General features: G+C 55.2%; 18 protein-coding genes. 13 read left to right on the forward strand and 5 right to left on the reverse strand.

What is annotated here, in order from left to right:
* Position 1 precedes the first annotated feature (1 nt).
* On the forward strand, positions 2–1,714 hold the full coding sequence (gene fruA, locus KTJ90_RS06270; RefSeq protein ID WP_140033203.1) for a PTS fructose transporter subunit IIBC: 1,713 nt from the start codon (positions 2–4) through the stop codon (positions 1,712–1,714).
* A gap of 165 nt (positions 1,715–1,879) precedes the next feature.
* On the opposite strand, the gene nfo is transcribed toward fruA, so the two are convergent.
* Positions 1,880–2,725, reverse strand: a complete 846-nt coding sequence (gene nfo / locus KTJ90_RS06275; protein WP_105098970.1) for a deoxyribonuclease IV — start codon at positions 2,723–2,725, stop codon at positions 1,880–1,882.
* 51 nt (positions 2,726–2,776) lie between these two features.
* Positions 2,777–3,832: a YeiH family putative sulfate export transporter gene (locus tag KTJ90_RS06280; protein WP_003854135.1), complete on the reverse strand. Its 1,056-nt coding sequence runs from the start codon at positions 3,830–3,832 to the stop codon at positions 2,777–2,779.
* Between the two features lie 106 nt (positions 3,833–3,938).
* Between KTJ90_RS06280 and KTJ90_RS06285 the strand changes: the two genes are divergently transcribed.
* The 5 genes from KTJ90_RS06285 (at position 3,939) to KTJ90_RS06305 (ending at position 8,857) form a co-directional block, all read left to right on the forward strand.
* Positions 3,939–4,313, forward strand: coding sequence for a YkvA family protein (locus KTJ90_RS06285; protein WP_499026027.1), 375 nt, complete (start codon positions 3,939–3,941; stop codon positions 4,311–4,313).
* Positions 4,314–4,322: 9 nt separating this feature from the next.
* Positions 4,323–5,189 (forward strand): DNA-binding transcriptional regulator YeiE, encoded by an 867-nt coding sequence (gene yieE / locus KTJ90_RS06290; protein WP_003854133.1) that lies wholly within the window; start codon positions 4,323–4,325, stop codon positions 5,187–5,189.
* Between the two features lie 117 nt (positions 5,190–5,306).
* A complete protein-coding gene (locus KTJ90_RS06295) occupies positions 5,307–6,773 on the forward strand; it encodes an amino acid permease (RefSeq protein ID WP_003854132.1) in 1,467 nt (488 codons plus the stop codon).
* 219 nt (positions 6,774–6,992) lie between these two features.
* Positions 6,993–8,069 (forward strand): FecCD family ABC transporter permease, encoded by a 1,077-nt coding sequence (locus tag KTJ90_RS06300; protein WP_078804593.1) that lies wholly within the window; start codon positions 6,993–6,995, stop codon positions 8,067–8,069.
* Entirely contained in the window at positions 8,069–8,857 is a 789-nt protein-coding gene (locus tag KTJ90_RS06305; RefSeq protein ID WP_003854130.1) for an ABC transporter ATP-binding protein, read from the forward strand. Before KTJ90_RS06300 ends, KTJ90_RS06305 begins: the two co-directional genes overlap by 1 nt.
* Before the next feature lie 143 nt (positions 8,858–9,000).
* Here KTJ90_RS06305 and fghA read toward each other — a convergent pair whose 3' ends face one another.
* The 3 genes from fghA to ptrR all read right to left on the reverse strand — a co-directional run bounded on the left by fghA (position 9,001) and on the right by ptrR (position 11,965).
* Positions 9,001–9,843 carry an alpha/beta hydrolase family protein gene (fghA, locus tag KTJ90_RS06310; RefSeq protein ID WP_499026028.1) on the reverse strand — a complete coding sequence of 281 codons (843 nt, stop codon included), beginning with the start codon at positions 9,841–9,843 and terminating at the stop codon, positions 9,001–9,003.
* 12 nt (positions 9,844–9,855) lie between these two features.
* Positions 9,856–10,980 (reverse strand): S-(hydroxymethyl)glutathione dehydrogenase/class III alcohol dehydrogenase, encoded by a 1,125-nt coding sequence (locus KTJ90_RS06315; RefSeq protein ID WP_003854127.1) that lies wholly within the window; start codon positions 10,978–10,980, stop codon positions 9,856–9,858.
* Between the two features lie 73 nt (positions 10,981–11,053).
* The gene (ptrR, locus tag KTJ90_RS06320; protein WP_003854125.1) at positions 11,054–11,965 is read right to left on the reverse strand and encodes a putrescine utilization regulator PtrR; all 912 of its coding nucleotides are present in this window, start codon (positions 11,963–11,965) and stop codon (positions 11,054–11,056) included.
* A 117-nt stretch (positions 11,966–12,082) separates the two neighbouring features.
* Between ptrR and KTJ90_RS06325 the strand changes: the two genes are divergently transcribed.
* The 7 genes from KTJ90_RS06325 (at position 12,083) to mglC (ending at position 20,320) form a co-directional block, all read left to right on the forward strand.
* Positions 12,083–13,210, forward strand: a complete 1,128-nt coding sequence (locus tag KTJ90_RS06325) for a YbfB/YjiJ family MFS transporter (protein WP_008926108.1) — start codon at positions 12,083–12,085, stop codon at positions 13,208–13,210.
* A 124-nt stretch (positions 13,211–13,334) separates the two neighbouring features.
* Positions 13,335–14,000: a GTP cyclohydrolase I FolE gene (gene folE, locus KTJ90_RS06330; RefSeq protein ID WP_008926107.1), complete on the forward strand. Its 666-nt coding sequence runs from the start codon at positions 13,335–13,337 to the stop codon at positions 13,998–14,000.
* Between the two features lie 48 nt (positions 14,001–14,048).
* On the forward strand, positions 14,049–15,209 hold the full coding sequence (gene yeiB / locus KTJ90_RS06335; protein ID WP_499026029.1) for a DUF418 family protein: 1,161 nt from the start codon (positions 14,049–14,051) through the stop codon (positions 15,207–15,209).
* A 146-nt stretch (positions 15,210–15,355) separates the two neighbouring features.
* Positions 15,356–16,396: an HTH-type transcriptional regulator GalS gene (galS, locus tag KTJ90_RS06340; RefSeq protein ID WP_182629555.1), complete on the forward strand. Its 1,041-nt coding sequence runs from the start codon at positions 15,356–15,358 to the stop codon at positions 16,394–16,396.
* Positions 16,397–16,705: 309 nt separating this feature from the next.
* On the forward strand, positions 16,706–17,701 hold the full coding sequence (gene mglB / locus KTJ90_RS06345; RefSeq protein WP_003854116.1) for a galactose/glucose ABC transporter substrate-binding protein MglB: 996 nt from the start codon (positions 16,706–16,708) through the stop codon (positions 17,699–17,701).
* A gap of 68 nt (positions 17,702–17,769) precedes the next feature.
* Positions 17,770–19,290, forward strand: a complete 1,521-nt coding sequence (gene mglA / locus KTJ90_RS06350) for a galactose/methyl galactoside ABC transporter ATP-binding protein MglA (protein WP_499026030.1) — start codon at positions 17,770–17,772, stop codon at positions 19,288–19,290.
* A gap of 19 nt (positions 19,291–19,309) precedes the next feature.
* Positions 19,310–20,320, forward strand: a complete 1,011-nt coding sequence (mglC, locus tag KTJ90_RS06355; protein WP_003854114.1) for a galactose/methyl galactoside ABC transporter permease MglC — start codon at positions 19,310–19,312, stop codon at positions 20,318–20,320.
* Positions 20,321–20,642: the final 322 nt, after the last annotated feature.

Consider the following 20,642-nt stretch of genomic DNA (forward strand, 5'->3'; position numbering starts at 1 on the left):
AATGAAAACGCTGCTGATTAAAGACCCTACACTGGGACTGGCTTCCGCATATATGGCGCAACAACGTCTGGCTGCCGCCGCAGCTGCTGCGGGCCTGACCCTGACTGAGAACCCTGCCGACGCTGAACTGGCGATTGTGCTGGGTAAAAACGTGCCGGATGATGCGGCGCTGAATGGCAAAGCGGTCTGGCTGGGTGATATCCAGCTGGCGGTCCGCGAGCCGGAAACCTTCCTTAACCGCGCCAAAGCTGAAGCTAAAACCTGGCAGGCTCCTGCGGCGGTGGCAACACCTGCAAGTGCATCAGCTGCAGCACCGGCTCAGGCTGGCGCGCAGAAACGCGTTGTGGCCGTTACCGCCTGTCCGACCGGCGTGGCACACACCTTTATGGCTGCCGAAGCTATTCAGGCTGAAGCGACCCGTCGCGGCTGGTGGGTGAAAGTTGAAACTCGCGGTTCAGTAGGTGCGGGTAACGCCATCACCCCGGAAGAAGTTGCTGCCGCTGATCTGGTGATCGTCGCAGCTGATATCGAAGTGGATCTGGCGAAATTTGCCGGGAAGCCGATGTACCGCACCTCAACCGGTCTGGCGCTGAAGAAAACCGCGCAGGAACTGGATAAAGCGGTTGCAGAAGCGAAGCCATATAAAGAGGTGGCTGGCGGACAGAGCAATAGCAGTGAAGAAGAGAAAAAAGGCGGGGCAGGGGCTTATCGTCACCTGCTGACCGGTGTTTCTTACATGCTGCCGATGGTGGTCGCGGGTGGTCTGAGCATCGCCCTGTCGTTTGCTTTTGGTATCACAGCGTTTAAAGAACAGGGCACTCTGGCCGCTGCGCTGATGCAAATCGGTGGGGGCAGCGCTTTTGCTCTGATGGTACCAGTGCTGGCGGGCTTTATCGCCTTCTCCATCGCTGACCGTCCGGGTCTGACGCCAGGTCTGATTGGCGGTATGATCGCCACCAGCATCAATGCAGGCTTCTTAGGCGGTATTATCGCGGGCTTTATTGCCGGTTATGCAGCGAAGCTGATCAGCGGCAAAGTCAAACTGCCGCAGAGTATGGAAGCGCTGAAACCGATATTGATTATCCCGCTGTTCGCGAGTCTGATCACCGGCCTGCTGATGATCTACGTGGTGGGCAAACCGGTTGCGGGCATCATGAGTGGCCTGACACACTGGCTGGCTAACATGGGCACGGCGAATGCGGTCCTTCTGGGCGCAATCCTGGGCGGCATGATGTGTACCGATATGGGCGGTCCGGTGAACAAAGTGGCTTACGCATTTGGCGTCGGCTTACTGAGTTCGCAGACGTATGCACCGATGGCCGCCATCATGGCAGCCGGTATGGTGCCACCGCTGGCGATGGGTCTGGCTACGCTGGTTGCCCGTCGTAAATTCAACAAAGGTCAGCAGGAAGGTGGTAAAGCGGCACTGGTTCTGGGTCTCTGCTTTATCTCTGAAGGTGCGATTCCATTCGCAGCCCGTGACCCGATGCGTGTTCTGCCTTGCTGTATCGTGGGCGGCGCAATCACCGGCGCGATCTCCATGGCGATTGGCGCGAAACTGATGGCACCGCACGGTGGACTGTTTGTACTGCTGATCCCTGGCGCCATTACCCCGGTTGTCGGTTATCTGATGTCGATTGTCATCGGTACTGCGGTTGCGGGTCTGGGCTATGCGATACTGAAACGTCCGGAAGAGCAGCTGGCGAAAGCCTGATGTGCAGAAATGCATAATCTGCTGAAGTGATAATAACAGGGAGCCGGTGGCTCCCTGTTTGCTTTTACATCTTTCCGATCTGACCTTGTTCCCTGTGCAGGCTCAGTCTTACAGCAACCAGGCCTGACTTTGTCAAAAATCTCGGAGCCAGCTGGCTCTCTTTTTCTATCCCTGCTGTTCGGCTTTCAGCCAGGCAATCTCATCTTTCCAGATGTCGGGATTAATAGTCTCAAGAATTAACGGAATACCATCAAACCGCGGATCTTTCATCAGCCAGCTAAACGCCGTTTTGCCGATATTCCCTTCACCCAGGCTGTGATGGCGGTCAACGCGACTGTCGAAGGCGCTTTTGGCATCGTTAAGGTGCATACCGTGCAGATAATCAAAGCCGACAATGCGCTCAAACTCAGCAAAGGTTGCCTCGCAGTCCGCTTCGGTACGCAGATCATACCCGCCAGCAAACGCATGACAGGTATCAATGCAGACGCCGACGCGCGACTTATCTTCGACATGTTCAATAATGGTGGCGAGGTGCTCGAAGCGGAATCCGAGGTTACTGCCCTGACCGGCGGTATTCTCAATGACGGCGGTCACATTCTGGCTCTGGTCGAGGGCGATGTTGATCGACTCCGCAATCCGCTTCAGGCAGGCCTCTTCTTCAATCTGATGCAGATGGCTGCCGGGATGGAAGTTCAGCAGCGTCAGGCCGAGCTGGTCACAACGTTTTAATTCATCAATAAAGGCCGCGCGGGATTTCTCCAGCGCCTCTTCAACCGGATGACCGAGGTTAATCAGAAAACTGTCGTGCGGCAGAATTTGCTGCGGACTGAATTTGTACGTCTCGCAGGCGGCGCGAAAAGCATCAATCACCTCAGTGGAGAGCGGGGCGGCCTTCCACTGACGCTGATTTTTAGTAAAGAGGGCAAAGGCGGTGGCTTCTATTTCATGGGCGCGAATCACTGCCTGATCCACACCACCTGCCGCACTCACGTGTGCGCCGATATATTTCATGCCTTTCTCCTGGGGCTATGCACGGATGAAACGGCATGATACCCGATGCTGTTAGCCCATGAAATGTTGCACCAGCAGATTGATGGTGCCGCCACCCGCGATTAACCAGCCAAATACCAGTGCGCCCAGCAGCAGCGGTTTAACGCCCGCCTCACGTAATGCGCTAAAACGGGTGGTTAATCCCAGAGCCGCCATCGCCATCGCCAGCAGCAGACCCGCCAGCTCGTTCAGCGTGGCCACTACCGTGGCAGGCAGCAGCTGCAGCGAGTTAAACAGCGCGACTGCGATAAACAGCAGGGCGAACCAGGGAAACGTCACCGGCTGACGCGCGTTGCTCGCTTTGCGTTTGCCGCGTAGCACTGCACTCAGGCAGAGCAGGAACGGGGCCAGCATCATCACCCGCAGCATTTTGGCAATCACCGCGCTGTTCTCGGCATCGGGGCTGATGCTGTGTCCGGCAGCCACGACCTGTGCTACTTCATGGATGGTCGAACCGGTAAATACCCCAAACTGCGATGCACTCAGGCCTGGAAAAAGATGGTGCGCCAGCGGCCACAGCATTGGATAGATAAAGATTGCCAGCGTGCCGAACAGCACCACGGTTGCAATAGCCACCGCCACTTTCGAGGAGGCGGCTTTTACCACTGGCTCGGTCGCCAGTACGGCCGCTGCCCCACAGATGCTGCTGCCCGCGCCAATCAGCCAGACGGTATCGCGATCCAGTTTCAGCAGCCGGATGCCCAGCAGGCAGGTAATAAAGAAGGTGCTGCTCAGCGTCAGCGCATCAATCAGGATGCCGCTAAAACCAACGTCGGCAATCTGTTGTAAGGTGATGCGAAATCCAAACAGGATGATCCCCAGCCGCAGCAGCTTCTGCTTAGCCAGTATCACGCCGCTGTCGCAGCGCGACGCCAGAGGCGTATAGACGCTATTGCCGACCAGGATGCCCAGCATGATTGCCAGGGTCAGTGAACCCAGCCCCGCTGCTGCCACCACCGGTTGCTGTGCGAGCCAGCTGGCAGCAGCGGCAATCGCGGCAGTCAGCAGCAGACCGGGGAACCAGAGCGTAACAGGATGATGGGGTTTAGCGATGCTCAGTTCGGTCATGGTGGTCACTCCTCATGGTTGAGTCATGATCATGACGGCGACTGGCTTAAAAGTGAAATTGATAATATATTTATAATTTACCAGAATAAACGATAAGGCCGCAATCATGATAGTTTCGCGTCTGCACCGCTGGGCGACGCTGATCAAAAGAGATGCCCGGGTGCTGTGGTTTGCCTTTCGCGATCCGCGCACGCCCTGGTGGAACAAAGTGGCGATGCTGGGGCTGGTCGCGTATGGCGTCAGCCCGATCGATCTCATCCCGGATGTGATCCCGTTTGTTGGTCTGCTGGATGACGCGGTGATTATCCCGACGGGCGTCATGGTGCTGATGCGGTTGCTGCCGAAAGACGTGCGTATCAGCAGCATCGCGAAAGCGCAGTCTCAGCGTGCGCGCGGTAAAAAAATGGCAGGCTGGCTGGGCATCGCCGGGCTGCTCTGGCTGGCATTAATGATTTATCTTGTCAGGCATTCATTGAGTTAAGAGGCAACAATGCACATTACGCTGCGGCAAATCGAAGTGTTCACCGAAGTGCTCAAAAGCGGTTCAACGACGCAGGCTTCGCAGTTGCTGGCGCTGTCGCAGTCCGCAGTCAGCGCGGCGCTGGCCGATCTGGAGAGTCAGCTCGGGGTGCAGCTGTTTGATCGGGTCGGCAAACGGCTGGTGCTAAATGAGCACGGGCGGCTGCTCTATCCGCGTGCGGTAGGACTGCTGGAGCAGGCAGGTGAAATTGAGCAATTGTTCAAAGAGGATAACGGCGCAATCCGCATCTTCGCCAGCAGCACCATCGGTAACTATCTGCTGCCGGGCATGATGGCCGCGTATCGCCGTGATTTTCCGGGGTTGCCGCTGGAGCTGAGCGTCGGAAACAGTCAGGATGTGATTCAGGCGGTTTCCGATTTTCGCGTAGACGTCGGGTTGATTGAAGGGCCGTGTCACATGACCGAGCTGGTCAGTGAACCCTGGCTGGAAGATGAACTGGTGGTGTTTGCTGCGCCTGACGCCGCGATTCTTCAACAGCCGGTGACGCTGAAAACGCTGGCCGAAGCGCCCTGGATCCTGCGTGAGCGCGGCTCGGGCACCCGTGAAATCGTCGACTATCTGCTGTTGTCACACCTGCCAAGTTTTCAGCTGGGCATGGAGCTGGGCAACTCCGAAGCGATCAAGCATGCAGTGCGGCATGGCATGGGTATCAGCTGTCTTTCGCGCCGGGTGATTGCCGATCTGCTGGAGGCGGGCACGCTGACAGAACTCACGATTCCGTTGCCGCGTCTGACCCGAACGCTCTACCGCATTCATCACCGGCAGAAGCATATTTCAAAAGCCCTGACGCGCTTTTTGTCCTATTGCCGTGAGTGACCGCTAATAATTCGGGCGCGATCATGAACATAACTTATAACAGCATGGCATCAGCTATACAGAGGCGGTCTGGCTGCTACAATCGCGCCTCATTTTTACCCAGCGTAGCGTTAACACATGCATAATGACCCAAATACAACACAACAACCTGCATTACGACGTGCGTTAAAAGCCCGTCATCTGACGATGATCGCCATCGGCGGTTCAATCGGTACCGGCCTGTTTGTCGCCTCTGGCGCAACTATCGCACAGGCTGGCCCCGGCGGAGCACTTCTCTCCTATATGCTCATCGGCCTGATGGTCTACTTCCTGATGACCAGTCTCGGTGAGCTGGCCGCCTTTATGCCCGTCTCGGGTTCTTTCGCCACCTACGGCGCGAAATATGTCGAAGAGGGTTTTGGCTTCGCCCTCGGCTGGAACTACTGGTACAACTGGGCGGTGACCATCGCAGTTGACCTGGTGGCGTCCCAGCTGGTGATGACCTACTGGTTCCCTGACACGCCAGGCTGGATCTGGAGCGCGTTGTTCCTGGGTCTGATATTCCTGCTTAACTACATCTCGGTGAAAGGCTTTGGCGAGGCGGAATACTGGTTCTCGCTGATTAAAGTGGCCACCGTGATTATCTTTATCATTGTTGGCGTGCTGATGATTACCGGCATTATGCGCGGTGCGGAGCATGCGGGCTGGCATAACTGGCAGGTTGGCGATGCGCCGTTTGCGGGTGGCTTTGCGGCAATGATTGGCGTGGCGATGATTGTGGGATTCTCCTTCCAGGGCACCGAGCTGATCGGTATCGCGGCGGGCGAATCTGAAGATCCGGCGAAAAATATCCCGCGCGCGGTGCGGCAGATTTTCTGGCGTATCCTGCTGTTCTATGTGTTCGCCATCCTGATTATCAGTCTGATCCTGCCGTACACCGATCCGCAGTTGCTGCATAACGACATTGACGATATCAGCGTCAGCCCGTTCACCCTGGTGTTCCAGAACGCCGGTCTGCTCTCTGCGGCAGCGGTGATGAATGCGGTGATCCTGACGGCGGTGCTGTCAGCCGGTAACTCCGGTATGTACGCCTCAACGCGTATGCTTTACAACCTGGCGAGTGAAGGCAAAGCGCCGCGCATTTTCGCGAAACTCTCTAAAGGCGGCGTTCCGCGCAATGCCTTATGGGCGACGACCGTCGTGGCCGGGCTGTGCTTCCTGACCTCTAAGTTTGGCAATCAGGAAGTCTATCTGTGGCTGCTGAATACCTCAGGCATGACCGGTTTTATCGCCTGGCTGGGTATTGCCATCAGTCACTATCGCTTCCGCCGCGGCTATGTTGCCCAGGGTCATGATCTTAACGATCTGCCTTACCGTTCCGGCTTCTTCCCGCTGGGGCCGATCTTCGCCTTTGTGCTTTGCCTGATCATTACGCTGGGTCAGAACTATCAGGCATTCCTTAACGACAGCATTGACTGGTACAGCGTAGCGGCCACCTACATTGGCCTTCCGCTGTTCCTGATTATCTGGTTCGGCTACAGGCTGACGCGCGGCAGCCGTTTCGTGAAGTACAGCGAGATGGAGTTCCCGGTTCATAAAGATTAGAACTGTGCGCTGGCGCTGTTAAGTCAGGTACCTGACACAGCGCCCTGAGCTCTTCCCCATCTTTAACGTCAATGCGCTATAACTGCCATTATCGTTCCCCTAACAACACCATTTTTTACGGTTTTTTCTCGCCTCGCTTATGCGAACGAATTGATAATTATTATCACCTGCACTATTGTGACTGCGTTTTCTGACGTGATAGCCACACAGGGTTCAAAAATGACTACCGAAACTTCGCTGCTGGCGGGGGAAGAGACGCTTCACCACACCATGCAAAACTATCATCAGGTGCTGCGCCGCCGCCTGATCTGGATTGGCGTATTACTGGTGGCAATTATTGCCTCATTAATCCTCGACTTTACGCTCGGTCCGGCCGGGCTCTCACTGGACACGCTGTGGAATACGCTGCTCAGCCCCGACAGTGTCGATGCCGGTACCCGTGTTATCGTCTGGGATATTCGTCTGCCTTATGCACTGATGGCGCTGGTGGTCGGGCTGTCGCTGGGCCTGGCCGGCGCAGAAATGCAGACTATCCTGAATAACCCGCTGGCCAGCCCGTTTACGCTCGGTGTCTCATCGGCAGCGGCGTTTGGTGCCGCACTTGCGATCATTCTCGGCGTTGGTATTCCTGGCATTCCTGATCAGTGGTTAATCTCAGCCAACGCCTTTATCTTTGCACTGTTTGCCGCGCTGATGCTGGATGCCGTGACCCGCTGGACCCAGGTCTCCTCTGCGGGCGTCGTGCTGTTCGGTATTGCACTGGTCTTTACCTTTAACGCACTGGTCTCGATGATGCAGTTCATTGCCAGCGAAGATACGCTGCAGGGTCTGGTGTTCTGGACCATGGGCAGCCTGGCGCGCGCCTCCTGGGAGAAGCTGGGCGTGCTGACCGTGGCGCTGGCCATCCTGGTGCCGTTCTCAATGATGAGCAGCTGGAAGCTGACGGCGCTGCGTCTGGGTGAAGACCGCGCCGTGAGCTTTGGTATCGACGTGCGTCGGCTGCGCCTGACCACCTTGCTGCGCATCAGTATCCTTTCGGCGCTTGCGGTGGCGTTTGTGGGACCCATTGGCTTCATCGGCCTGGTTGCACCCCACATTGCCCGCATGATGTTTGGTGAAGATCACCGTTTTTATCTGCCTGCCAGTGCGCTGGTTGGCGCGCTGGTGCTCTCCCTGGCGTCAGTCGCGTCGAAAAACCTGCTGCCGGGTGTCATTATTCCCGTGGGTATTGTGACGTCACTGATTGGTGTGCCGTTCTTCCTGAGTATTATTCTGCGCCATCGGGGGACGGTATAATGGAAACGGGTCTGACATTACGCGGCTTCAGTGCCGGTTATCCCAAACATAAAGTGATTGAAAACCTCAACGTGGCTCCGTTGCCACGCGGTGAGATTACCGTTCTGCTGGGACCGAATGGTTGCGGTAAATCGACGCTGTTGCGTGCGCTGGCTGGTCTGAATAAAGGTCAGGGCGAGATGTGGCTTAACGGTGAAGATCTCATGACTCAGCCGTTTGCCCGCCGTGCGAAAAACGTAGTCTATCTGCCACAGTCGCTGCCTGCGGGCGTGCATCTGCATGTGCTGGAATCGATTATCGTGGCACAGCGTGCCTCCGGTGGCCTGCACAGTGCCAGCAGTGAAGCGGAAATCATGCATCTGCTGGAACAACTGGGCATTGCCCATCTGGCGATGCGCTACCTTGATCAGCTTTCGGGCGGACAGAAGCAGCTGGTCGGGCTGGCGCAATCTTTAATCCGTCGCCCTAAACTGCTGCTGCTGGATGAACCGCTGAGCGCGCTGGATCTCAATTACCAGTTCCACGTCATGGACCTGGTGCGCCGCGAAACGGCCCAGCGCAACATCGTGACGGTGGTGGTGGTGCATGACATCAACATCGCGCTGCGTCATGCGCAACATGCCCTGATGCTTAAGCAGGGCGCGCTGGTCGCAGAAGGGCAGCCGGATAAGGTGATTACGCCGGCTACGCTGGCAAAAGTGTATGGCGTCAACGGGCGTATCGAACACTGCTCACGCGGCATTCCGCAGGTGATGATCGATGGGCTGACCGGTCCGGCCTTAGTCTGATCGTCAGGTTAAGGTTGCGGCGGCTGAAGTATCCGCCTCTTTCGGAAAGGAGAGTGCAGGGCTGGCAGGGCGCTGACGTTGCAACCATGTTCCCGCCTCTACAGCATGCAAAAAAAGAGGGCCGCAATAGCGGCCCTGATTATTTACGCCAGCAGATGCTGGGCATGGAAGCGAAGATGATCTTCCACAAAACTGGCAATAAAGAAGTAGCTATGGTCATAACCCGGCTGAATACGCAGCGTCAGCGGGAAACCCACCTCGCGGGCGATCTCCTCTAACCGCTCTGGCTGCAGCTGATCGGCCAGGAACTGATCGCTGTCACCCTGATCGATCAGCATTGGCAACCGATGGGAGACTTCCGCCATCAGCTGGCAGCTGTCATATTCCCGCCACGCCGCACGATCGTCGCCCAGATAGGCCTGAAACGCTTTCTGGCCCCAAGGCACCTGCATTGGATTCACAATCGGTGCAAAGGCTGAAGCCGAGGCAAAGCGGTTACCCAGACGCAGCGCCAGCATCAGCGCGCCGTGTCCGCCCATAGAATGACCCATGATTGACTGGCGTTCACTGACCTTGAAGTTATCCGCAATCAGGGCAGGTAACTCGCTGCTCAGATAGTCGAACATGCGGAAATGACTCGCCCAGGGTTGCTGGGTGGCATTGAGATAAAATCCCGCACCCTGACCCAGATCGTATCCCTCATCGTTCGCCACGCCGTCACCGCGCGGGCTGGTGTCCGGCATAATCAGCACCAGACCCAGTTCCGCCGCAACGCGCTGCGCGCCCGCTTTGATGGTGAAATTCTCGTCGTTACAGGTCAGGCCGGCTAAAAACCAGACCACCGGCGGCGGTGCATCACCGTGCGGGGTGGGCAGATAGATGCTAAAGGTCATCGGGCAGTTCAGCACGGCTGACTGATGACGCCAGCGCTGCTGCCAGCCGCCAAAAATACGGTGTTCTTCCAGTAGCTCCAGAGTGGATGCCATAACGCCTCCTGATTACTTGTTAAAGTGCACGACCGAGCGAATCGATTTTCCTTCGTGCATCAAATCAAAGGCGTCGTTGATCTCTTCCAGCGGCATGGTGTGAGTGATGAAGTCGTTAAGGGCAAATTTACCGTCGAGGTAATCCTGCACAATGCCTGGCAGCTGTGAACGGCCTTTTACGCCACCAAACGCGGAACCGCGCCAGACGCGACCGGTTACCAGCTGGAACGGACGGGTAGAGATCTCTTCACCGGCACCGGCAACACCGATAATCACAGACTCGCCCCAGCCTTTGTGGCAGCACTCCAGTGCGGAACGCATTACGTTGACGTTACCGATACACTCAAACGAGAAGTCCACGCCGCCGTCGGTCAGCTCGACAATCACATCCTGAATCGGTTTGTCGTAATCTTTCGGGTTAATCAGATCGGTGGCACCCAGTTTACGTGCCAGATCGAATTTGCTGGTGTTGAGGTCGATGGCAATGATACGGCCTGCTTTCGCCATTTTCGCGCCAATCACCGCAGAAAGACCGATGCCGCCGAGACCGAAGATCGCCACGGTGTCGCCTTCTTTCACTTTGGCGGTGTTCATTACCGCGCCCATGCCGGTCGTGACGCCACAGCCCAGCAGACAAACCTCTTCCAGCGGTGCTTCTTTACTGATTTTTGCCAGTGAGATCTCCGGGATGACGGTGTATTCAGAGAAGGTCGAGGTGCCCATGTAATGGAAAATCGGTTTGCCATCTTTGAAGAAGCGGGTGGTGCCGTCCGGCATCAGGCCCTTACCCTGGGTGGCGCGAATCGCCTGGCAGAGGTTAGTTTTGCCCGACAGACAGTACTTACATTTGCCGCACTCCGGGGTGTAAAGCGGGATGACATGGTCTCCCACTTCCACGCTGGTTACGCCTTCGCCCACCGCTTCCACGATGCCGCCGCCTTCATGGCCAAGGATCGCCGGGAAAACACCTTCCGGGTCAGTGCCGGAAAGGGTGTAGGCGTCGGTATGACAGACACCGGTCGCGACAATACGCACCAGCACTTCACCTTTTTGCGGTGGCATTAAATCCACTTCTTCGATTTTCAGTGGTTCGCCAGCAGCCCAGGCAACCGCGGCACGGGTTTTGATCATGTTCATGCAATCCCTCTTCCAGTCAGATTGTGACGCGTAATAGCGCCTTTTTTCGTGAGTTAAACATAGCGTGGAACGCTTATTCCGTCGCCTGCAATGGGTGGATCAGCTCATCGTTGAGCGGACGATCGTCAAACTGTTCAATAATCAGGTATTTCAGCGCTTCTACATTCGGGGTAAAGGCGTCACGCCGCCACATCAGCCAGGTGGCGGTGTCGCGATAAGCTGCGGGCAGGGTATGCGCCTGCACCCGCGACCGATCCGCCATCTGCTTCAGCACCGAAGCCGGAATCATCGCGACCCCTGCACCGCCCGCTACGCAGGCCAGCATGGCGTGATAGGACTGAATCTCCATCACACTGTTGGGTGCGGTCTGGCTGTCGCGATACCAGCTCTCCAGCTTCACCCGGTAAGAGCAGCTGTTGCGGAACGCAAACAGAGTATCGTCCTGCACGTCGCGCGCCGTGGTGATTGGCCCATGATCCAGCCCGGTGATCAGCACCATCTCCTCGCGAAAAGCGATGCAGCCATTCAGGTCATCATGAGAAACCGGGCCATCCACCAGCGCAGCGGCCAGGGTGCCTTCACGGACCCGATCGATAATTTCGCCTGAGGTGCCGGTAATCAGCGACAGCGCCACTTTAGGAAAGCGCTGATGATAGGCGGCGAGCAGGCCAGGCAGGCGGGTCGCTGCGGTGCTCTCCATGGAGCCCAGTGCAAAGTTTCCCGCCGGTTCGCCGGTTCGGGTCATGCTCATCGCTTCTTCACTTAACGCCAGAATGCGTTGCGCATAATTCAGGAAATTATGGCCCATCGGCGACAGGCGAATGCGCTGCTTCTCACGAATAAAGAGATCAACACCTAATTCCTCTTCCAGCTGACGCAGCCGCGTGGTGAGATTAGAGGGGACGCGATGCAGATGTTCTGCTGCGCGCGCCAGTGAACCCGTTTCGGCGACGGAACAGAACATACGCAGCTGAACTAAATCCATATCTTCTCTTCCTGTAAACAAGTTGGTTAATATTATTCACTTTCCGTGAGTTTAGTCATCCTGCATGCTATTAGCAAGTCAGAAGAGATCTCAGGGCAGAACAACAGGAGTTCAGCAATGGCGTTACGCGTCGCGCTCAGTGCATTTTTAACTTTATTTGTGGCGATGGGCATAGGGCGATTTGCCTTTACGCCGCAGGTGCCACTGATGATTCAGGCTCACCAGCTGACGCTTACCAGTGCCAGCCTGGTCGCAGCCCTCAACTATTTAGGCTACCTGTGTGGCTCCTTTGATGCGATGCGGGCGCATCAAAGGGTCGAACTGCGGCTGCAGGCGGGTGTATGGGGCGCGGTAATCCTGACGCTGCTCTCGGCACTGGCAACCGGCCCGTGGCTGCATGGCGCTATTCGTTTTCTGATTGGCTGGGCCAGCGGCTGGGCGATGGTGCTGGTGGCGGCCTGGAGCAACGAACAGCTGCATCGGCATGGGCGGGCAGGGTTGTCGGCGGCCGTGTTTGCCGGACCGGGTTGCGGCATTTTTGTCAGTGGTTTGCTGGGGGTAGCGCTGCACACATTCCAGGTCTCCGCCGGTCTTGCCTGGGCTGCTTACGGGGCGCTGGCGCTGCTGCTGATTGCGTTAATCACCCGTAATTTACCGCGTCGCGGCGAACTGCATCGTCCGGATCAGGCACCCGAGCCGCTGGTGCTGAACCGCAATCTTAAAAGGCTGGTGCTGAGTTACAGTCTGGCAGGGTTTGGCTACATCCTGCCCGCGACTTTTCTGTCGCAGATGGCCGCCACACGTTTTCCTGACGGCATCTTCGCGCAGTTTGTCTGGCCGATATTTGGCGGGGCGGCAATGATCGGCATCCTGCTGGGTATTCTGACGCGGCGCTGGGGGCACAGCCATGTCCGCCTGGCGCTGGTGCTCTGGGCACAGGCGCTGGGTGTGTTTGCTGCGGCGCTGCTGCCCGGCTTTAGTGGCCTGCTGGCCGGTGCGTTGCTGGTCGGAGGCGGCTTCCTGAGTGTGGTGCAGTTGTCTATGCTCTGCGCCCGCGAACTGGCGCCCAACCATCTGCGATTCATGGCTGGCCTGCTGACGACCGGCTATGCGATTGGACAACTTGTCGGCCCGCTGCTCTCTTTTCTCTCAACGGCCTTGTTACATCGGCTTGAGCCTGCGCTCTGGGTGGCAGGGGTGAGTCTGGTCTGGGCAGGCCTGCTGGTCTGGCGAAGAATTGAGTGAAAAGCTTTCATCACCAATCTGATTGATTGCTGGATTCCCCGCAAAGAAAGTTTCACAATACGCGCCTGATTACAGGGCCCGCAAGCAAAAGCTTGCGGGCGCAACACCAGCCGGAGAAGAGTAGATGAGCACCTTAAGTCAGGAAGCTGCCCTGGTTCACGAAGCGCTGCTGGCGCGTGGACTGGAAACGCCGTTACGTGCACCGACGCGCGACATTGATGACGAAACGCGTAAAAGCCTGATTGCCGGGCACATGACCGAGATTATGCAGCTGCTGAATCTGGATCTTGAAGATGACAGCCTGATGGAAACGCCACATCGCATCGCCAAAATGTATGTGGATGAAATCTTTTCCGGTCTCGACTACGCAAACTTCCCGAAAATCACCGTCATTGAGAACAAAATGAAGGTCGATGAGATGGTGACCGTGCGTGATATCACCCTGACCAGCACCTGTGAACACCACTTTGTGATCATCGATGGCAAGGCTACCGTCGCCTATATTCCTAAAGAAAAGGTGATTGGCCTGTCGAAAATCAACCGCATCGTGCAGTTCTTTGCTCAGCGTCCGCAGGTGCAGGAGCGGCTGACGCAGCAGGTTCTGGTTGCATTGCAGACGCTGCTGGGCACTAACAATGTGGCTGTTTCCATTGATGCGGTGCACTACTGTGTCAAAGCGCGTGGCGTAAAAGATGCCACCAGCGCCACCACCACGACGTCGCTGGGTGGCCTGTTCAAGTCCAGTCAGAACACCCGTCAGGAATTTTTGCGCGCGGTGCGCCATAGTTGAGTTTATGGCGGGCGCATAACGTTGCCCGCCTCAATGTGCAGGTGCCGCATGCAACGCTATCACGCGCTGGATTTCATTCGTGGATGTGCCATTCTCGGCATTCTGCTGCTCAATATTGTCGGCTTCGGTCTGCCTTCAGCCGCCTACCTTAATCCAGCCTGGCAGGGTAGCGTCACGCTTTCCGATGCCTGGACATGGGCACTCTCTGACGTTTTTGCTCAGCTCAAATTCCTCACGCTGTTTGCGCTGCTGTTTGGCGCGGGTCTGCAAATGCAGCTGCCGCGCGGCAGTCGCTGGCTCACAGCCCGGCTTTCCCTTCTGGTCCTGATCGGTTTTGTTCACGGGGTTTTTCTCTGGGAAGGGGACATCCTGCTGGACTACGGCATTATCGGGCTGGTGGTGTGGCGGGTACTGCGTGATGTTCCCTCCACCCGCAGCCTGATGAATACCGGCATTCTGCTCTACCTGGTCGGCTGCGGGGTGCTGCTGGTGTTTGGGTCGATCTCCTCTCCTGAGCCGACTAATTCCTGGCTGCCGGGTGCAGCAGAACTGCAATATGAACAGTTCTGGAAACTTGCTGGCGGCTGGGACGCGATACAGAACCGGCTGGACCATCTTTCGTCAGGGCTGATGGCGCTTGCAGCGCAGTATGGCTGGCAGCTGGCAGGTCTGATGATGATCGGTGGCGCACTGCTGCGCAGCGGCTGGCTGATTGGCGAATTCCCTGCACGGCATTATCGTCAGGCGGCGGCGCTGCTGTTAATCATTGGGTTCTCCATTGCGGTGGCCGGTGTGGCAGCGCAATGGCTGTTACATTGGGAGTTTCGCTGGACCGCATTTTACCTGCAAGCGCCGCGCGACCTTGCCAGCCCGCTAATTAGTCTGGGCTACACCGCACTCTGCCTGGCTTACTGGCCGCAGATCGCGCGCTGGCGCATCAGCTATGCCATCCAGTGCGTGGGCCGGATGGCGCTGACCAACTACCTGCTTCAGACCGTGATCTGCACTACGTTGTTCTATCGCTTTGGCTTCTATATGCACTTTACCCGGCTGGAACTGCTGCTGATAGTGCCTGCGGTATGGCTCTTCAATATCCTGTTTTCACTCATCTGGTTACATTTCTTTGCACAGGGTCCGCTGGAATGGCTTTGGCGGCGGCTAACACTGCTCTCAACTGGCAGATCCCGTATCACTGACAACGCAGGATAATGACCGCCATCACAAAGGTTACAGAATTGTATGTAACCGTTTTCATTGATGTGACGCAATTCACGCTGTACGCCTCCTGCCCCTGACAAAATAGCGCCGGTGTTCAACCCGGCGTGATGCCTAATTTTCCTTTCTGGAACTGCTGCATGATAACTATTCGTGATGTTGCCCGTCAGGCTGGCGTGTCAGTGGCGACCGTGTCGCGCGTCCTTAATCAGAGCAACGCCGTGACCTCAGATACCCGTGATACCGTGTTACAGGCGGTTGAAGCGCTGGGCTATCGCCCTAACGCCAACGCCCAGGCGCTGGCGACGCAGGTCAGCGACACGATTGGGGTGGTGGTGATGGATGTCTCCGATCCCTTCTTCGGGGCGCTGGTTAAAGCAGTCGATACCGTAGCGCAGCGCGTGCACAAACATGTGTTAATCAGCAACTCCTGGCATCAGGAAGAGAAAGAGCGTCATGCCATTGAAGTGCTGATCCGTCAACGCTGTAGCGCGCTGGTGGTGCACGCAAAAACACTGCCGGACGCGGAACTGGCGGACTTTATGCAGCACGTACCCGGCATGGTAGTCATTAACCGTATCGTTCCCGGTTTTGAACACCGCAGCGTCAGTCTGGATAACGTCACTGGCGCATTGATGGCTTCAAGAACCCTTTTACAACAGGGACATAGCCGCATCGGCTATCTTTGCTCCAGTCATCCGATCGAAGATGTGGCCCAGCGTCGTGAAGGATGGATGCAGGCAATGGCAGAGCAGGGCGTTCGGCCCCAGGAGAGCTGGATAGCCAGTGCAGAGCCCGACATGCAGGGCGGTGAAGCAGCGATGGTGGAGTTGCTGGGGCGCAATCTCAACCTTACGGCGGTGTTTGCCTATAACGACGGCATGGCTGCTGGCGCGCTCACTGCGCTGAAAGACAACGGCATTCAGGTTCCACAGCATTTTTCTGTCATTGGCTTCGATGATATTCCCATTTCCCGTTACACCGACCCACAGTTAACGACTGTTCGCTATCCCATTGTATCTATGGCAAAAATCGCCACTGAACTGGCACTGCAGGGCGCAGCAGGCCTGCTTGATGACACCGCAACACATATCTTTATGCCGACGCTGGTGCGGCGTCATTCGGTGGCGCAGCGGCAAAATGTGGAGTCCGTCACTAATTCAGGTGATTCAGGCATGTAACCGTTTTCAATCTGTGATTACATTCACAGTTAATTAACATTGCTCTCACTATGATGGCAGCGTCTTACCGGACTGAAACATTATGTAACGCCAGTGTAACGGCATCAGTTGTGGTCTCAGTAGCCGGTTATAGGGTTCACCCCCTCTTCATGGAAGCATTCAGGCACAAGGATGTCAGGTTTTAGACGGTGTTCAACGGCTCAACATCCCCATTACGTTAGCCGACGTGCCGATCTGTTTTACCGATTGCTCTCCCGCATGTTACGCGGTAGCGCTAAAAAGACCCTGCATAATAAAACCGGAGATACCATGAATAAGAAGGTTTTCACGCTTACAGCACTGGTTGCCAGCATGATGTTTGGTGCAACCGCTCACGCAGCTGACACCCGTATCGGCGTGACCATTTACAAATACGATGACAACTTCATGTCAATGGTGCGTAAAGACATCGAGAAAGAAGCGAAAGCGATCGGTGGCGTACAGTTGCTGATGAATGACTCACAAAACGACCAGTCCAAACAGAACGATCAGGTTGACGTGCTGATGGCAAAAGGCGTGAAAGCGCTGGCGATTAACCTGGTTGACCCGGCTGCCGCTGCGGTGATCGTAGACAAAGCGCGTGCTAACGATGTGCCGGTTGTCTTCTTCAACAAAGAACCGAACGCCAAAGTGCTGGCGGGTTATGACAAAGCCTACTACGTCGGTACCGACTCTAAAGAGTCCGGCATCATTCAGGGTCAGCTGATCGAGAAACACTGGAAAGCGACGCCAGCCTGGGATTTGAACAAAGATGGCACCATTCAGTTCGTGCTGCTGAAAGGCGAGCCGGGTCATCCTGATGCAGAAGCCCGTACCAAATATGTGATCGACACCCTGAACAAAGATGGTCTGAAAACCCAGCAGTTAGCAATGGATACGGCCATGTGGGATACCGCTCAGGCTAAAGATAAGATGGATGCATGGTTGTCAGGCCCGAACGCCAAAAAAATCGAAGTGGTGATTGCCAACAACGATGCGATGGCAATGGGTGCGGTTGAAGCGCTGAAAGCGCACAACATGACGTCAATCCCTGTGTTCGGCGTCGATGCCCTGCCAGAAGCGCTGGCGCTGGTTAAATCCGGTGCGCTGGCCGGTACCGTGCTGAACGATGCGGAAAACCAGGCGAAAGCGACGCTGGATATTGCCAATAACCTGGCGAACGGCAAAGCGGCAACTGACGGCACTAACTTCAAGATGGTTGATAAGATCGTCCGCGTTCCTTACGTGCCGGTTGATAAAGAAAATCTGTCTCAGTTCGTGAAATAAGATCGATTACGGGCGCGACCGCGGTCGCGCCTTTTTTATGTCACCACCGTTTTTTAGCCAGGTAAAATATGGCCAGTGATAACACGACCGCGCAGCGAGAATATTTGCTGGAAATGACGAATGTTTCAAAATCATTTCCCGGCGTTAAAGCGTTAGATAATGTTAATTTGAAAGTGCGGCCTCACTCTGTTCATGCATTAATGGGCGAGAACGGTGCCGGGAAATCCACATTATTAAAATGCCTGTTTGGTATCTATAAAAAAGATACCGGCAGTATCCTGTTTCAGGGTAACGAGATCGATTATAAAAGCTCCAAAGAGGCGCTGGAAAATGGCGTGTCGATGGTGCATCAGGAATTAAACCTGGTACTGCAACGTACCGTGATGGACAACATGTGGCTTGGGCGCTATCCGCGCAAAGGCTTTTTTGTCGATCAGGATAAAATGTATCAGGATACACAAGCGATTTTTGACGAGCTGGATATCGATATCGATCCGCGCGACAAAGTTGCCAATCTTTCTGTATCTCAGATGCAGATGATTGAAATTGCCAAAGCGTTCTCTTACGACGCGAAAATTGTGATTATGGATGAACCGACTTCCTCGCTGACTGAGAAAGAGGTTAATCACCTGTTCACGATTATTCGCAAACTGAAAGATCGCGGCTGCGGCATTGTTTATATTTCGCACAAGATGGAAGAGATTTTCCAGCTGTGCGATGAGATCACCATTCTGCGTGATGGTCAGTGGATTACCTCTCAGCCGCTGGAAGGGCTGGATATGGATAAGATCATCGCTATGATGGTCGGCCGTTCACTGAACCAGCGTTTCCCTGACCGTACCAACGTGCCAGGCGAGACCATTCTTGAGGTGCGCAATCTGACGTCGCTGCGTCAGCCGTCGATTCGTGACATCTCATTTGATCTGCGTAAAGGGGAGATACTCGGCATTGCCGGGCTGGTGGGCGCCAAACGTACCGATATCGTCGAAACGCTGTTTGGCATTCGCGAAAAATCGGGCGGCACCATTAAACTGCATGGTAAACCGATTAATAATCACAGCGCCAACGAAGCCATTAACCACGGTTTCGCGCTGGTGACGGAAGAGCGTCGCTCAACCGGTATTTATGCTTATCTGGATATTGGTTTTAACTCGCTTATTTCAAATATTAAAAAATATAAAAACAGTATGGGGCTGCTGGATAATAAACGCATGAAGAGTGATACCCAGTGGGTGATCGATTCTATGCGCGTTAAGACACCAGGCCACCATACTCAAATTGGTTCGCTTTCGGGCGGTAACCAGCAAAAAGTGATTATTGGCCGCTGGTTATTGACCCAGCCTGAAATCCTGATGCTTGATGAACCAACTCGCGGTATTGATGTTGGTGCAAAATTCGAAATTTACCAGTTGATTGCTGAGCTGGCGAAGAAAGAAAAGGGCATCATTATTATCTCTTCTGAAATGCCGGAGCTGTTAGGCATTACCGATCGTATTCTGGTAATGAGTAATGGACTGGTAGCAGGCATAGTTGATACCAAAACGACCACGCAGAACGAAATATTGCGTTTAGCGTCATTACACCTTTAATGAAGCAAGGGCTGTTAACATGAAAGCGACCACAAAAAAGAATGCGCTAACCTGGTTAAAAGAGGGCGGCATTTACGTCGTTCTGCTGGTATTGCTGGCTATTATTATCTTCCAGGATCCATCGTTCTTAAGTTTAATGAACCTGAGTAATATTCTGACCCAATCTTCAGTGCGCATTATTATTGCACTGGGTGTGGCGGGTCTGATTGTGACCCAGGGTACTGACCTGTCAGCCGGACGTCAGGTTGGTCTGGCTGCGGTTGTCGCCGCGACGTTGCTGCAGGCGATGGATAACGCGAACAAAGTCTTCCCGACGCTGGATACCGTGCCGATTCCACTGGTTATTCTGACCGTGTGCATCATCGGCGGTGTGATTGGTCTGGTCAACGGTGTGATTATTGCTTACCTGAAGGTAACGCCATTTATCACCACGCTGGGCACCATGATTATCGTTTACGGTATCAACTCACTCTATTATGACTTTGTTGGCGCATCACCGATTGCCGGTTTTGACGCAGGCTTCTCGAAATTCACCCAGGGCTTCTTGCGCTTTGGTGATTTCAAACTGTCGTTCATCACGTTCTACGCTGTGATTGCCATTATTTTCGTCTGGGTGCTGTGGAACAAAACCCGCTTCGGCAAAAACATTTTTGCTATCGGCGGTAACCCGGAAGCGGCGAAAGTGTCAGGCGTGAACGTCCCGATGAACCTGATCATGATCTATGCCCTGTCAGGTGTATTCTACGCCTTCGGCGGGATGCTGGAAGCGGGTCGTATCGGTTCTGCCACCAACAACCTCGGCTTTATGTATGAGCTGGATGCGATTGCGGCCTGTGTGGTCGGCGGCGTCTCCTTCGCCGGTGGTGTGGGTAGCGTAGCGGGCGTCGTGACCGGTGTACTGATCTTCACCGTTATCAACTACGGTCTGACCTATATCGGCGTCAACCCTTACTGGCAGTACATCATTAAAGGCGGCATCATTATCTTCGCCGTTGCGCTGGATTCACTGAAATACTCTCGTAAGAAGTAAGTCTGATTCAACGCTAAGAAAGCGGCCTTCGGGTCGCTTTTTTTATGGGCAGATGTTGTGAGGAATTGCTGTGAGATCGAGTCAGCGAAGGGAACAGGGTCAGATCGGAAAGACGCAAAACCTGTCATCCATGACACGCTCGGCTCGTGTTATTCCTCTGCAGAACGCTTTTTATGAGGGAGAGTGTTGGAGGCATTGCTGTGAGATCGAGTCTGCGAAGGGAACAGCGTCAGATCGGAAAGTCGCTAAGGCCAGTCCATGACATGCCCGGTTTCTTAAAGGCTGGGGTCGTTGCTGTGAGATCGAGGCTGCCAACGGAACA

Origin of the sequence: Pantoea jilinensis (assembly GCF_019104105.1) — a bacterium.
In the GTDB taxonomy this organism is placed as follows: Bacteria; Pseudomonadota; Gammaproteobacteria; order Enterobacterales; family Enterobacteriaceae; genus Pantoea; species Pantoea eucalypti.

Bases quoted from the DNA above. Each gene is read 5' to 3' on its own strand.
- fruA (WP_140033203.1), top strand. From the start codon at position 2: ATGAAAACGCTGCTGATTAAAGACCCTACACTGGGACTGGCTTCCGCA.
- nfo (WP_105098970.1), bottom strand. From the start codon at position 2,725: ATGAAATATATCGGCGCACACGTGAGTGCGGCAGGTGGTGTGGATCAG.
- KTJ90_RS06280 (WP_003854135.1), bottom strand. From the start codon at position 3,832: ATGACCGAACTGAGCATCGCTAAACCCCATCATCCTGTTACGCTCTGG.
- KTJ90_RS06285 (WP_499026027.1), top strand. From the start codon at position 3,939: ATGATAGTTTCGCGTCTGCACCGCTGGGCGACGCTGATCAAAAGAGAT.
- yieE (WP_003854133.1), top strand. From the start codon at position 4,323: ATGCACATTACGCTGCGGCAAATCGAAGTGTTCACCGAAGTGCTCAAA.
- KTJ90_RS06295 (WP_003854132.1), top strand. From the start codon at position 5,307: ATGCATAATGACCCAAATACAACACAACAACCTGCATTACGACGTGCG.
- KTJ90_RS06300 (WP_078804593.1), top strand. From the start codon at position 6,993: ATGACTACCGAAACTTCGCTGCTGGCGGGGGAAGAGACGCTTCACCAC.
- KTJ90_RS06305 (WP_003854130.1), top strand. From the start codon at position 8,069: ATGGAAACGGGTCTGACATTACGCGGCTTCAGTGCCGGTTATCCCAAA.
- fghA (WP_499026028.1), bottom strand. From the start codon at position 9,843: ATGGCATCCACTCTGGAGCTACTGGAAGAACACCGTATTTTTGGCGGC.
- KTJ90_RS06315 (WP_003854127.1), bottom strand. From the start codon at position 10,980: ATGAACATGATCAAAACCCGTGCCGCGGTTGCCTGGGCTGCTGGCGAA.
- ptrR (WP_003854125.1), bottom strand. From the start codon at position 11,965: ATGGATTTAGTTCAGCTGCGTATGTTCTGTTCCGTCGCCGAAACGGGT.
- KTJ90_RS06325 (WP_008926108.1), top strand. From the start codon at position 12,083: ATGGCGTTACGCGTCGCGCTCAGTGCATTTTTAACTTTATTTGTGGCG.
- folE (WP_008926107.1), top strand. From the start codon at position 13,335: ATGAGCACCTTAAGTCAGGAAGCTGCCCTGGTTCACGAAGCGCTGCTG.
- yeiB (WP_499026029.1), top strand. From the start codon at position 14,049: ATGCAACGCTATCACGCGCTGGATTTCATTCGTGGATGTGCCATTCTC.
- galS (WP_182629555.1), top strand. From the start codon at position 15,356: ATGATAACTATTCGTGATGTTGCCCGTCAGGCTGGCGTGTCAGTGGCG.
- mglB (WP_003854116.1), top strand. From the start codon at position 16,706: ATGAATAAGAAGGTTTTCACGCTTACAGCACTGGTTGCCAGCATGATG.
- mglA (WP_499026030.1), top strand. From the start codon at position 17,770: ATGGCCAGTGATAACACGACCGCGCAGCGAGAATATTTGCTGGAAATG.
- mglC (WP_003854114.1), top strand. From the start codon at position 19,310: ATGAAAGCGACCACAAAAAAGAATGCGCTAACCTGGTTAAAAGAGGGC.